The 13206-nt window shown below is 57.5% G+C and carries 11 protein-coding genes; all 11 read right to left on the bottom strand.

Annotated features, from left to right (window positions below; translation table 11 throughout):
• Nucleotides 1-15 precede the first annotated feature (15 nt).
• The gene (locus ABD735_RS05985) at nucleotides 16-519 is read right to left on the bottom strand and encodes a CvpA family protein (protein ID WP_344804321.1); all 504 of its coding nucleotides are present in this window, start codon (nucleotides 517-519) and stop codon (nucleotides 16-18) included.
• Between the two features lie 59 nt (nucleotides 520-578).
• Nucleotides 579-1340, bottom strand: coding sequence for an SPOR domain-containing protein (locus ABD735_RS05980; protein WP_344804319.1), 762 nt, complete (start codon nucleotides 1338-1340; stop codon nucleotides 579-581).
• A 16-nt stretch (nucleotides 1341-1356) separates the two neighbouring features.
• Nucleotides 1357-2712: a bifunctional folylpolyglutamate synthase/dihydrofolate synthase gene (locus ABD735_RS05975; protein WP_344804317.1), complete on the bottom strand. Its 1356-nt coding sequence runs from the start codon at nucleotides 2710-2712 to the stop codon at nucleotides 1357-1359.
• A gap of 13 nt (nucleotides 2713-2725) precedes the next feature.
• Nucleotides 2726-3904, bottom strand: a complete 1179-nt coding sequence (accD, locus tag ABD735_RS05970; protein WP_344804315.1) for an acetyl-CoA carboxylase, carboxyltransferase subunit beta — start codon at nucleotides 3902-3904, stop codon at nucleotides 2726-2728.
• Nucleotides 3905-3937: 33 nt separating this feature from the next.
• Nucleotides 3938-4759, bottom strand: coding sequence for a tryptophan synthase subunit alpha (trpA, locus tag ABD735_RS05965; protein ID WP_344804313.1), 822 nt, complete (start codon nucleotides 4757-4759; stop codon nucleotides 3938-3940).
• Entirely contained in the window at nucleotides 4756-5970 is a 1215-nt protein-coding gene (gene trpB, locus ABD735_RS05960) for a tryptophan synthase subunit beta (protein WP_344804311.1), read from the bottom strand. The genes trpA and trpB overlap by 4 nt, the downstream gene beginning before the upstream one ends.
• Nucleotides 5957-6580 (bottom strand): phosphoribosylanthranilate isomerase, encoded by a 624-nt coding sequence (locus ABD735_RS05955; RefSeq protein ID WP_344805382.1) that lies wholly within the window; start codon nucleotides 6578-6580, stop codon nucleotides 5957-5959. The genes trpB and ABD735_RS05955 overlap by 14 nt, the downstream gene beginning before the upstream one ends.
• A gap of 89 nt (nucleotides 6581-6669) precedes the next feature.
• A complete protein-coding gene (truA, locus tag ABD735_RS05950; protein ID WP_344804309.1) occupies nucleotides 6670-7509 on the bottom strand; it encodes a tRNA pseudouridine(38-40) synthase TruA in 840 nt (279 codons plus the stop codon).
• A 35-nt stretch (nucleotides 7510-7544) separates the two neighbouring features.
• A complete protein-coding gene (locus ABD735_RS05945; RefSeq protein ID WP_344804307.1) occupies nucleotides 7545-10682 on the bottom strand; it encodes a FimV/HubP family polar landmark protein in 3138 nt (1045 codons plus the stop codon).
• A gap of 226 nt (nucleotides 10683-10908) precedes the next feature.
• Entirely contained in the window at nucleotides 10909-12015 is a 1107-nt protein-coding gene (gene asd, locus ABD735_RS05940) for an aspartate-semialdehyde dehydrogenase (protein ID WP_344804305.1), read from the bottom strand.
• A gap of 61 nt (nucleotides 12016-12076) precedes the next feature.
• Nucleotides 12077-13180: a 3-isopropylmalate dehydrogenase gene (leuB, locus tag ABD735_RS05935; RefSeq protein ID WP_344804304.1), complete on the bottom strand. Its 1104-nt coding sequence runs from the start codon at nucleotides 13178-13180 to the stop codon at nucleotides 12077-12079.
• Nucleotides 13181-13206: the final 26 nt, after the last annotated feature.

Below are 13206 nucleotides of genomic sequence, written 5' to 3'. Positions count from 1 at the left end.
CTTTTGATCCAGCCATCACAATGCCTGGAAGTCGATGCGTTCGAGAGGATCACCCAGCGTAGAACGCGCCCAGGTTTCGATCCTTCCAAAGGATGGTATGAATGCTGAATTCTGCCACCAGTCGTCTTCTACGACGGGCGTCATCCGCAGCGTACCGGTAATGACAAGAACAATGATCACGCCTCTCAGCGCGCCAAAAATGGTACCCAGAACCCTGTCGAAGCCACCGAGCCCAGTAGCCTTCACCAGCGCGGACAACAGATGGTTTGCCAGCGAGCAAACCAGCAGCGTCAGCAGAAACAGCCCAGCAAACGCGACAATGAGGCGCATCGAGGGTGTTTCAATGAGATTTACCAGTAGAGAAGCAAATTCAATATAAAACAGCCTGGCGACGATGAATGCCAGGAACCAGCCGACCAGCGAGAGCGCCTCTTTCACAAAGCCTCTCATCAGGCTGACCACCGTCGAGAGCGCAATAACGCCGAGGATGGCCCAGTCAAACCAGTTCAGTGCTGTCAATTATGCTTCAATCCTGATGCGAGTCGGTGTTCGAAGGGCGCGGATTGTAACAGCTCGGATTAGGGTTGCACAGGGCGGTAGCGCATAATGAGAGAATTCACGCCGAACTTCTTGTCCAATGTCACTTTCAGTTTTTCGGCGGTACTTCGCTCAAGCATGGGCCCTGCATAGACCCTCACCATCGTCGAGCCATTGTCCAGCTGTACTTCCTGAACATAGGCTGCCGTGCCTTCTTTCTGGAGATCCGCGCGAACTGTCTGCGCCCGTTCCTGGTCCGAGAACGAGCCTACCTGTATGGACCAGGCTTCTCCGAAGCTGCCTGCTGGTGCTGCGGGCTTTTCAGCAGCCGGTCTCGGGGTGGCGGGGGCCGAAGCAGTCCTCTCCACAGGTTGGGCTGCTGGCGCCTCGCGGGGCGCAGAGGCAGGCTGAGCATTCTGCTCGGCTGCTGGCGTCGGGGGCTCGCGCTCACCTGCAGTGGGCCGCTCGATTTCAAAATCGTCGCTGCCGCGCGCCTCGACGGCGGACTGCCCGGCATCGAGATCCGCTGCGCGATCGGAATAACGTAATTCGGGTTCGGCAGGCTCTTCAATGGTGAACTCAGGGACTTCAGGCGTCGGCGGCACTTCAAGACGCTGCGAGGCTCGAGGATCTGCATCGGTCATGGGCGTACGGTCACTGCCGGAGCGAAGCGCGCTATCACTCTGTGGCGTCTCCACCTGACCGGGCTGATCAGCAGGACTCTTGAATAGCATGGGCACAAAAATGATCGCCAATGAGACAAGAATAACGGCGCCTATGACGCGGGTTTTGAATGAGGTCATTTGTAATATCGTCCGTTCATGATGCGTGAGAATTGTTGTTCGAGTTGTGCCAGCCCAAGAGCATCGCCTCCACGACCTGGAAAGAGCCGAAGGCTATGACGCAATCGCCTGACTGAAGCCCCTTGGTGGCCGACTCAAGTGCATTCGACAGCGAGCAGTGGCCTTCAATTCGAGGCATCTCTATCGCTGCTGTGTGTGACTGCGAAGCGGCCTGGGCCAGTGCGGTACCGAGCGCCTGCTCCAATCTGGCAACGCTCGCGGCCCGAGGGCCCTGAAGCGGAAACAGGCACCAGTGATTGACCAATGGAAGCATCGGTGCCAGCAATTCTTCGATTGCCTTGTCGGCGAAGCAGGCAAAAACTGCACGAATGTCGCCACGCCGACCAGCTCCCGCTTCTCCACCAGCCTCCCTGGTCGGTTTCATATACCTATGCAGCCAGGCGGCCAAAAACTCTGCAGCCTGCTCGTTATGCGCAGCATCTACACAGATCATTGGGTCGGCCTGCAGGATTTGCAAGCGTCCGGGGAGCGACAGTGCATTCAGGCGGTGCAGGTAATCATCTGGTAGTTCGTGACCAAGCAACTCGAACGCTGCGCAGGCTGCCGAGAGATTGACCGCAGGCAGGCAGGTCCCGTGGTGCTCCAACCCTGCATCCGCCAGACCATAGTGGCGCTCATCGAAATGTTCACCGTAGCCTCTGACGACGTTATTTAGTGCCGCAGCATGTGTCAGCACGCTGGCGGGCATAGCCTCTGATCCAAGCACACACAGCCCATCCTGGCGAAGGATGCCAGCTTTCTCTGCACCGATCAGTTCGAGTGTGTTACCGAGAACGGCCTGATGATCTAGCCCGATACGGGTAATGATCGCAAGATCAGCGTCAATCAGATTAACGGTATCGAGGCGTCCACCGAGCCCGACTTCAAGTACCACGAGATCGAGGTCGGCAGCGCGTAGCAGCTCGAACACCGCCAAGGTGGTGAACTCGTAATAGGAGAGCGGCACCGGGCCCTGCACTGCGGCCTCGTGACGAGCCGTCTCGACCTGCTCGAACACCTGGCAGAAGCGGGCATTGCTGACTTCTTCTCCATCAATTCGACAACGCTCGTTGAATCTGAGCACATGGGGTGAACCATAGACGCCTACGCTCAAACCTGCAGCTGTCGAGCCCTTGCCGTTTGTGCCAGCCACTATGACGATCTGCCGCGCTATCCGAAGCCCAAGAGGGTTGAGTCGCTGCCACACCCGGGCACTGCGATCGAGACCCGGGCGCATGCTGAACTCAGCGCCGAGCATGCTCTCCAGATAAGTCAGCCAGCCAGCCAGGTCCTCACTGCCAGCTGCTGGTAACTCAGCAGCGTGCTTGATCATCCCACAGCTCCGGTCAATCGGATGGGGTCGATTTGCCGTGTTTCGGCTCAATCGACGCCAGCCTGCCCGGCCCGTCGGTATCCAGCGGGGAATACGCAGCGCCCTCGACTTCATCCCAGGCGGCGCCTGATCCTATGGCTGACATGGTCTGCCGTCTGCCATCCTCCGATGGCGACTGAGCAACCGTTGCCTGAGCGTCGTTATCGGGTTGGTCCGGCACGCGGGGGGGCTGCTCCACTTCGATATTGGCAAGGGGTGCGGGATCGGCAGATGGTGGAGCGTCGTAATCATCACCGCCTGAAAGCGAAGACGGCACCGGCAACTTCATCAGCTTGGCGAGCAGGCTCGCCACACGCTCGCGCATTTCGGGTCTGGCTACGATCATGTCGATGGCGCCATGAGAGAGCAGGAACTCGCTACGCTGGAAACCTTCTGGCAAGGTCTGTCGAACAGTCTGCTCGATGACCCGCGGACCGGCAAAACCCACCAAGGCCTTCGGTTCGGCGATATTGATGTCGCCAAGCATGGCCAGACTGGCTGAAACACCGCCAAAAACCGGGTCTGTCATGATCGAGACATAGGGCAGCTTCTCGCGCTTGAGGCGCTCGAGTGCAGCGGCGGTCTTCGCCATCTGCATCAGCGAAATAAGCGCTTCCTGCATACGCGCGCCGCCACTGGCAGAAAAGCAGATGAGGGGCGCCCGCAGCTCGATGCAACGGTTAACGGCCCTGACAAATTTCTCGCCCACCACAGCACCCATCGATCCACCCAGAAATCTGAACTCAAAAGCCGCCACGACGACCGGAATGCCATGCAGGCCACCCTCGACCACGATCATCGCATCTTTCTCGCCCGTCGTTTTCTGGTTGGCGGCTATTCTGTCCTTGTATTTCTTGGTATCGCGAAACTTCAGCTTGTCAGTTGGTTCGAGCTCTGCGGCAATTTCTTTTTGCTCAAGACCACCCTCGCCCACCGCATCGAGAAAAACCGCGATACGACGCCTGGCATTGATCCGCATGTGATAACTGCACTTCGGACAGACCTCGACGTTTTTCTCAAGCTCCGGCCTATAGAGCACGGACTCACAGTTGGGACACTTTTTCCACAGACCTTCAGGAACGGTGCTTTTGTGCTTGCTTTTGGCTTGAGCACTGCTCATTCCTGGAATCAGTTTTTCGAGCCAGCTCGACATGCCTCAATCCTGCTTCAAAAAAAAATTGTATGACTAACTGGAATGGACGATCAGGCCGTCCAAGGCCTGCCTGATAGACGTCATCAGACCCTTCACCTGCTCAATCATCTGATCCGGCTGGGAAGCCTGTTCAGCAATGATGTTGACGAGTGCGCTGCCGACGATGACACCATCGGACACTTCGGCCACCTGTCGTGCGGAGACGGCGTCCTTGATGCCAAAGCCGACGCAGACCGGGAGGTCCGATTCCTGCCGGATGGCTTCGACATGGGTCCTCACAGATTCGACATCGAGCTTGCTTGACCCGGTCACACCGTTCAGTGAAACGTAATAGATATATCCGCCACCGTTATTGGCAGCTGTCCTGATTCGCGCGGTCTGGGTGGTAGGCGCAATCAGGAAAATAGGATCCAGATCGGCCGCCTGAAGCATCGGCGCAAGGCGCCCGGCCTCTTCCGGCGGAAGGTCCACCGTCAGCACACCATCGACGCCGGCCTTCGCAGCTGCATCAGTAAACACCTGAAAGCCCATGGCTTCGAGCGGATTGAGATACCCCATCAATACCAGGGGGGTCTCAGTGTCATCCTTGCGAAATTCGCTGATCATGGCGAGTATCTTTTTCAGGCTGGTGCCACTGGCGAGTGCACGCTCACACGCTTTCTGGATGACCGGCCCATCGGCCATGGGATCTGAAAACGGGATGCCAATCTCGATCGCATCAGCACCTGATTCAACCAGGGCATGCAACAGCTTCAGTGTGGTATCGAGATCAGGATCGCCTGCCGTGATAAAGGGGATGAGGGCCTTGCCACCTTTGGATTTCAGCGCAGCAAAACGTGATTTCAAACGACTCATAGTGATATTCCGTCCAACTTCGCAACCGTGAGTATGTCCTTGTCGCCGCGACCGGACAGGTTGACGATAATACTTTGCTCCGGGCTCATATCCTTCGCCAGTTTCATGGCATAGGCAATGGCATGGGCTGTTTCCAGCGCCGGCATAATGCCTTCTATACGGGTCATCGTATGGAAGGCGGCCATGGCTTCGTCATCGGTGGCGGCCACATACTGCGCGCGACCGATATCCTTCAGCCAGGCATGTTCAGGACCGACACCAGGATAGTCGAGACCGGCAGATACCGAGTGAGTCGCCGAAATCTGGCCGTCTTCATCTTCCATGAGATAGGTGCGGTTACCGTGCAGCACGCCTGGACGCCCGGCAGACAGTGGCGCAGCATGCTGACCGGTCTCAAGCCCCTTGCCACCGGCTTCGACACCGTAAATCTTGACCGATTCGTCGCCAAGGAACGGATAGAACAGGCCAATAGCATTCGAACCGCCGCCTACACAGGCCACCAGGGCATCCGGCAGCTTGCCTTCCTTTTCGAGGATCTGTTCACGAGCTTCTCGGCCGATCACGGACTGGAAGTCTCTCACGAGCAGCGGATAAGGGTGCGGGCCGGCAACGGTCCCGATAATATAGAACGTGTCTTCGACGGTGCTGACCCAGTCGCGCAGGGCTTCGCTCATGGCATCCTTCAAGGTCGCGGTGCCACTGGTGACCGAACGAACTTCGGCACCAAGCAGCTTCATTCGAAACACATTGAGTGACTGTCGCTCGATGTCTTCGGCGCCCATGAATATGACGCACTGCAGACCCAGGCGGGCTGCCACTGTCGCAGAAGCCACACCATGCTGACCGGCTCCGGTTTCGGCGATGATACGCTTCTTGCCGAGGTGCTTTGCCAGAAGGGCCTGCCCAATGGTGTTGTTGACCTTGTGCGCACCAGTGTGGTTGAGATCTTCACGCTTGAAATAGAGCTTGGCGCCGCCGATCTGCTTGGTGAGGCGCTCCGCCAGATACAGCGGCGAAGGGCGCCCGACGTAGTCGGCCAGGTCGCGATCGAACTCACGCTGAAAGACTTCGTCGTTCTTCAGTTTGGCGTAAGCCTGCTCCAGTTCGAGCAATGAGGCCATGAGCGTTTCCGACACGAAGCGGCCGCCATATTCGCCGAAGCGGCCGTTAACATCTGGGAACTGTGCGAGATACTCTTTATCGAATTGCATATGTAGCCATTACCTCATGCAGGAACTGCTGAATCTTTTGGGTCGACTTGACGCCTTTCTCTATCTCGACGCCGCCGCTGATATCCACAGCATACGGCTGCACTGTACGTATTGCATCACCGACGTTGCTGGCGGTGAGGCCGCCAGCGAGAATGAGCGGCTTTCTCAGGCCGTTGTGAGCGAGCGTCCAGTCAAAGGTACGACCAGTGCCGCCATGGTGTATGGGATCGTAACTGTCCAGCAGAAGCGCCTGCGCAGCTTTGTAACGCAAACTTTCTGCTGCGAGGTCTATATCGTCAGTCATGCCTATGGCCTTGACCCAGGGCAGCCCGAATTGTGCACAGAACTCAGGTGCCTCGGTGCCGTGAAACTGCAGGGTCTGACAGCCTGCTTCATCGATCACCTGACGAACTTCATCAGCTTCCGGGTTGACGAACAGGGCCACGCGGGTTACGAAGGGCGGCAGGTCACGGCAGATATCAGCGCAGCGGCGTGGCGTGATCGCGCGCACGCTTGGCGCATAGAACACAAAACCAAGCGCATCGGCACCGGCATGCGCTGCGGCATGGGCGTGTTCAGCCTCGCGGATACCGCATATTTTCACGCGCACTCGTTGCAAAGGGCAGACCTCGGAACTTCGATCGATTCCGGAGTATACATGTGCTCATGCCCGCATTAAAGCCAAGCGCTTGTGCTGGCTCAGATATCGGGTGTGAATACTGCAGGGCCCTTCGGCAGAGCTGGTAGACCGAAGGCGTCCGGATAATCAACACCGACGAGATAGAGGCCATGAGCTGGTGCTGTAATACCGGCGCAGCGGCGATCCTTCGATGCCAGTACGTCCGATACCCAGGCCACAGGACGAGTGCCCTCACCTATCGGCAGCAGAGTACCGGTGATATTTCTGACCATATGATGCAGGAAAGCGTTGGCCCTCAACTGCAGCAGAATGTAATCACCGTGACGGCTCACATCAATAGAGTGCAACTGCCGTACTGGCGTCTTCGATTGGCACTCTGCTGCTCGCAGCGCACTGAAGTCATGGGTACCAACGAGAAGTTGTGCCGCATCATGCATGCGCCGCTCATTCAGCGGGTAGTGAATCCAGGTGCTCTGTCTGTAACGCTGCGCCGGGGGTACGGTCTGGTTGAGGATGACATAGCGGTATTCGCGCGCTGTGGCGCTGTAGCGGGCGTGGAATTCGGTTGAGACCGGCCCGGCCCAGCGAACCACGATGTCCGGAGGCAGAAAATGATTGGTGCCGGCAACCCAGGCATGGGGTGAGCGAAGCGAGGTGGTATCGAAATGGACGACCTGGGCGGTGGCATGCACACCGGCATCAGTTCGACCGGCGCAGCTGAGCGCGACTTCGTGAGCCGCGACCCGGCTCAGCGCCTTCTGCAGGGTACCTTGTACCGTGTCATGATCAGATTGCTGCGCTTGCCAGCCGTGATAGAGGCTGCCCTGATAGGCAACGACAAGCGCGATGCGACCAGCCGGAAGCGGCTCATTGCTGAAACGTTCTAAAGCTGATCGCAAATCCTGCTTTCCCTGTCATCCCTGTGACTACCGATCTACAGGCCAGCGAGGAGTTCGTTGGCTTCTGTCTTCTGTTCGTCGCTGCCTTCTTCGACGACTTCGAGAAGGATATCACGTGCGCCATCCTTGTCACCCATATCCAGATAGGCCCGAGCGAGATCAAGCTTTGTCGCTGCCTCGTCGGCATCCGACATGAAGTCGAAATCGTCATCCAGCTCTTTTGCCTCAGCAGGCTCGTCATCAGCTAGATCCGAGTCAGAACCGCCAGTCACAACAGGCGCTGCCAGGTCACCCGAAGTGCTGTCGATGTCGAGGCTATCCTCATCGAGCTCAGCGGTCTGCAGATCATCCAGGTCAGGTTCATCTGCTTCGAGGTCAACCGATTCAAGGTCGTCCATGTCGAGGTCAGCGAGATCCAGATCGTCAGCGTCTTTCTTGTCGCTTGGGCTTGTGCCCAATACTGAGCCTGTCGTCGGAATGGTGTCTTCTTCATCGAGTTCGAGATCGAAATCGGTAACTTCGTCTTCTTCGGCATCGCTCAGCTCGAGATCCAGCTCGCTACTGTCGAGATCGATCACATCCTCGTCCGAATCCAGTTCGATGGGCTCTTCGAGTGAGGCATTGATCTCATCGGCGGCGGCTTCGGCCGCCTGCAGGGAGCGGTCGAACTCAGTGCTTCGTGGATCACCATTCTTGTCGCCATCAACAGTCTCAAGCGAATCCAGGTCGAGCAGATCAGCTTCGTCTTCGAGGCTACTGGTCGACACAGACGCCGGGGAGTCATCGGCATCGTCAAGATCGAGATCACTGATGCGGAAGTCGATATCCAGATCATCGCTGTCGTCGAACGCACCTGATGTTGCGGTGTCGTCGAGACTGAAGCTCAGATCACGGGAATTATTCGGTGAATCCGGCGTATTGACGGCAGCATCGTAGCCACTGTCAGTATCGAGATCATCAATGTCGTTACTGGCACTGGAAGCGCTACCGGACCGTTCTGGCGCCTGTTCAGGCTCGCCAAAGACATCGGCCAGATCATCGTCGCTCAGTTCATCATCCGGATGACCGGTTCGCGCATACGCTGGTGCTGGTGAAGGTGACGAGTTCCGCAGTTCTTCTTCGAGCGCCTCGAGCGAAGTGTCATCGTCGGCATCATCCATACCGGCATGATTGTCAGTAGCGACATCATAACGATTCATGACCGTCTGAGCTTCAACGATGGCGTCTTCGTCTTCGCCGGCCATGATACGATCGTAGGCCTGCTGCATGGCGACGGTCGCACCAGCCATGCCAAGCACTTCAAGAAGCTTCAGACGGTAGCGCTGATTATTCGGCTCTTTCTCAAGGGCATCTTCCAGCACCTGTCGGGCCTGATCTTCGCGATCGTAAGCCAGATAGACATCTGCCGCAGCCACCGGATCCGATTCATCAGAAGCGGCATCGTCAGCATTCCGGGACATGCCTGCACGTGACGCGGCCAGCGCTGCACCGGAAGGTCCAGCCGCATCGTCGGCCACCTCATCGTAGCCATCAGCATCCTTGTTGGCCTTGCGACGTGACATTGCCCACAACAGAAGCAAGATCAGCAACAGTCCACCGCCAAGCGCCATCTGATACAGCGGATTCGATGCAATCTGGTCGAGCAGACTCTCAGGTTCTGTTGCGGCCGGAGGGGCGACGTCCCGTGGTTTGACGACAGGGATCTCTTCAGTCAGCACTGGCGCTTCAGCATCCTCGACAGCACCATCAGTCATCTCGCCATCGGTGGCGTCGCCAGCCGCCATTTCGGCGCTCGGATCCGAGCTGTCGATGGCTGCGGTATCCCCTGCTGCGCCTTCAAGCTCACCGGAAGTCTCTTCAGCTGCCTGATCGCCCTCGCCTGGCTGGGCGATGGGGTCATCTGTGCTCGCCGTGCTGTCGCTGGCTTCAGTAGTGCCCTCTTCCTGAGTGAACACCTCATCGGAACCGGCCCCTTCGGTCTGCATGGCTGTTCCGCCATCTGCTGACCCCGGTGCGGCCTGATCAGCAGAGCCGGCCTGCGAGCCTTCGGCTCTGGCCTGAGCCAATTGGGCCTGCAGAGCCGCGAGCTCGTCATCCTTCAACTTAACGAGTCGCTGCGCCGTGGCTAACTGCTCCTGAACAGCATCGAGTCGACTTTTGAGCTCTTCATTCGCACGCGCCTGCTCGGCGAGATCTTCACCCAGTACGACAGGATCAGTAGCGCGAACACTCGTACCCGTGACCTGACCTTCTCCAGAATTTGCCTCAGAGCCAGTCGCAGTGCCTCGATCATCAGCCAGAATTCGCATCTTTTCCGATCGGGGTAATTCTGTACCGGTAATTTCTTCAAATTCACGATTCTGCTCGGCAAACTCGCTGGTAGCGTTTCGACGATCGCGTTCTAGGATGGTCTGTTCGTCTGGTATTTGCAGCATCTGGCCACGCTTGACCAGATTGATGTTGTTATTGACGAATGCGTCCGGATTGAGATCCTGGATCGCCAGCATCATTTGCTGTGGCGATATCTGGCTATTCGGACGGGTCTTGAGCGCGATTTCCCACATCGTTTCGTCGGAGCGGATCGGCCCGTAGGCATCTGCCTGCCCGCCACCCTGACTGGCGGTGCTGGCAGGAACTGTAGTTCGAGCAGGCTGCTGCGACGCTGTTCCAGATTCGGAACGCGGCTGCGCTGTTTCGCGCTCGCGAGTCGGCTGTTGTGCCGGAGTATTCGTCTGTGCTGCCTGAACCGGCGCGGTAGAGGTGGTATCGTCGAGACTGTAAGTCGGCGGATCGATCAGCAAAGCATATTCGCGCAACAGACGCCCGGATGGCCAGTTCACTTCAACCAGAAAGTTGAGGTAGGGCTCGCGCACCGGCTTTGAACTGGTCAGGCGAATGACGGCATTGCCAGTATTCTTCCACTCAACCTTGAAGCGGACATCGTTCAGGAAAAATGCCCTGTCGATATTGGCGCGTCGAAACGCCTCCTGACTCGCCAGCGCTGTCACGATTTCGGAGGGCTGTAGCCCTTCCGTGTTGACCAGCTCGATCTGAGCATCAAGGGGCTGGTTCAGCGATGAGTTGACGGTAACTTCGCCAAGGCCTAACGCCTGAGCGATGCTGGCAGAGAGCGAGGATGCTGCGAAGAGTGCAACCGCGAACTTGCGAACCATAGCCATTTCCTTAGTGTCACAATGCTGAATCAAAGAGGTCCGCGGAGTTTCGCTCTGCCATTTTGAACAAACAGGCCGAGCCTCTAGCGTACCTAGAATTGGAATGTCTTATCGAAAGTAAGTATTGATGAGGGATCAGTTTTTTACAAGAAATTAGCCCGCGGGGTCAGCGGGCGTGCGCTCGCCCGCTGAATCAACGGGCGAGGCAGGGGTCAGGTAGGATGTATCAGAGCCGGCCCACGAGGATGGCCAGCATGCGGCGCAACGGTTCGGCAGCACCCCAGAGCAACTGATCACCAACGGTAAAGAGACTGAGATATTCGTCGCCTAACGAGAGTTTACGGATACGACCAACCGGTATCTTGAGCGATCCACTGGCATAGGCAGGCGTCAACCTGGCGCGAGTGGCCTCCGGCGTATTCTCGATCACTTCCACCCACTCATTGCCACTGGCAACAATGTCTTCCAGCGCGCGAACCGATACACCCTTCTTCAGCTTTACCGTGACCGACTGGCTATGCGAACGCATCGCTCCAACGCGAACACAAAGACCGTCGATAGGAATCGGCCGCTGTGTATTCCCGAGAATCTTGTTCGCCTCTGCGCCAGCCTTCCACTCCTCACGGGTCTGTCCATTGGCCACGAGACTATCGATCCACGGAATAACACTACCGGCTAGCGGAGTACTGAAGCACTCAACCGGAAAGTCTGGAGCCTGCATGGAAGTGATGACTTTCTGATCAATATCGAGAATTGCACTCGCCGGATCATCGAGCAGTTCCCGACAGTCATTATGCAGGCGCCCCATCTGCTGCAGCAGTTCACGCATGTGACGGGCGCCGCCGCCAGAGGCCGCCTGATAAGTCGTCGGATTCGCCCACTCGACGAGATCTTCCCGGAACAAACCGATCAGGCCCATCAACATGAGACTGACGGTGCAATTTCCACCAACATAGGTGCGCACACCTGAGTCAAGCGCCCTGTCGATCACATGACGATTCACAGGATCCAGGATGATGACCGAATCATCCTGCATCCTTAATGCAGAGGCCGCATCGAGCCAGTAACCGTCCCAGCCAGAAGCGCGCAGATCCGTGATCACCTGCTTGGTATAATCGCCGCCCTGACAACTGACGACGATATCCATGTCAGCCAGCGCCTTGACATCGGTCGCGTCGAGCAATGGCCGGCCGTCTGGTCCGGCCTCCCCACCTTGTGATGTCGAAAAATAGTAGGCGTCAATGGCATCGAGATCGCCACAGGCTTCAAGCCTGGACATCAGAACCGAGCCGACCATTCCACGCCAACCTACAAGACCTACTTTCTGTTTCATGACTTCATCCATATCTATGGTGCATTCACTGAATCCAGAGCGGAGAATTCAGAATTTTGAACTAGTGAGCAGCCTGCTCATCGAGCGCCAGGGCAGCAACGACGGCTTCGCCCATACGTGCGGTGCTGACACTCTGTCCAGGCACTTCGGCAATGTCCGCAGTTCGCAGGCCCTGGTCCAGAACTGTGCCGACAGCACGTTCAATCGCATCGGCAGCCTTCAGCGCTGCCTCACTACGGAGCGAATAACGCAGCATGAGCGCGGCCGACAGTATGGTCGCCAAAGGATTAGCGACGCCACGACCCGCGATATCAGGCGCAGAGCCATGGCAGGGCTCATACATGCCCTTGTTATTGGCATCAAGCGACGCCGAGGGCAGCATACCGATCGACCCCGTGAGCATCGCCGCTTCGTCAGACAGAATATCGCCGAACATGTTGCCCGTCACAATGACGTCAAACTGTTTTGGCGCGCGAACCAGCTGCATGGCCGCGTTATCGACATACATGTGCGAGAGTTCAACGTCCGGGTAGTCGGCTGCCATACTCGTGACGATCTCACGCCAGAGACGTGTCACCTCCAGCACGTTCGCCTTGTCTACCGAGCAAAGCCTGCCCGAGCGCTTTCGGGCAGCTTCGAAGGCCACCGCCGCGATACGACGAATCTCCGGCTCGCTGTAGCGGTACGTATTGAAGCCTTCGCGATCCCCGGCTTCATTGACATGAACGCCGCGCGGCTTGCCGAAATAGATACCACCGGTGAGCTCGCGAACGATAAGAATATCGAGCCCCGACACGATCTCCGGCTTGAGTGAGCTGGCTGCCGCCAACTGCGGGTACAGGATGGCCGGACGCAGGTTGGCAAAGAGCTGCAAGCCGGAACGCAGACCGAGGAGACCGTTCTCAGGACGCTTGCCAGCCTCGATAGCGTCCCATTTTGGACCGCCTACAGCACCGAGCAGGATGGCGTCAGCGGCGTGTGCCTTTGCCATGGTATCGTCGGGCAAAGGCGTGCCATGCGCATCGATAGCCGCACCGCCCACCAGGCCGTGGTCTATCTGTAGATCGAGCCCGAAGAGCTGATCGACACGATCCAGCACCTTCGCCGCTTCGGCCATGATTTCTGGGCCAATTCCATCGCCCGGGAGCAACAACACTGAACTCATACTCATTCTTCCATTTTTTGATGCGA

It is taken from the genome of Allohahella marinimesophila (genome assembly GCF_039538005.1).
GTDB classification, from domain to species: domain Bacteria; phylum Pseudomonadota; class Gammaproteobacteria; order Pseudomonadales; family Oleiphilaceae; genus Allohahella; species Allohahella marinimesophila.
This window is presented reverse-complemented; position numbering and strand designations above follow the sequence as displayed.

What these genes read in the sequence shown, in the direction of transcription:
- ABD735_RS05975 (WP_344804317.1), bottom strand. Translation starts at nt 2,712, where the DNA reads ATGATCAAGCACGCTGCTGAGTTACCAGCAGCTGGCAGTGAGGACCTG.
- accD (WP_344804315.1), bottom strand. Translation starts at nt 3,904, where the DNA reads ATGTCGAGCTGGCTCGAAAAACTGATTCCAGGAATGAGCAGTGCTCAA.
- leuB (WP_344804304.1), bottom strand. Translation starts at nt 13,180, where the DNA reads ATGAGTTCAGTGTTGTTGCTCCCGGGCGATGGAATTGGCCCAGAAATC.
- ABD735_RS05945 (WP_344804307.1), bottom strand. Translation starts at nt 10,682, where the DNA reads ATGGTTCGCAAGTTCGCGGTTGCACTCTTCGCAGCATCCTCGCTCTCT.
- trpB (WP_344804311.1), bottom strand. Translation starts at nt 5,970, where the DNA reads ATGCAATTCGATAAAGAGTATCTCGCACAGTTCCCAGATGTTAACGGC.
- trpA (WP_344804313.1), bottom strand. Translation starts at nt 4,759, where the DNA reads ATGAGTCGTTTGAAATCACGTTTTGCTGCGCTGAAATCCAAAGGTGGC.
- ABD735_RS05980 (WP_344804319.1), bottom strand. Translation starts at nt 1,340, where the DNA reads ATGACCTCATTCAAAACCCGCGTCATAGGCGCCGTTATTCTTGTCTCA.
- asd (WP_344804305.1), bottom strand. Translation starts at nt 12,015, where the DNA reads ATGAAACAGAAAGTAGGTCTTGTAGGTTGGCGTGGAATGGTCGGCTCG.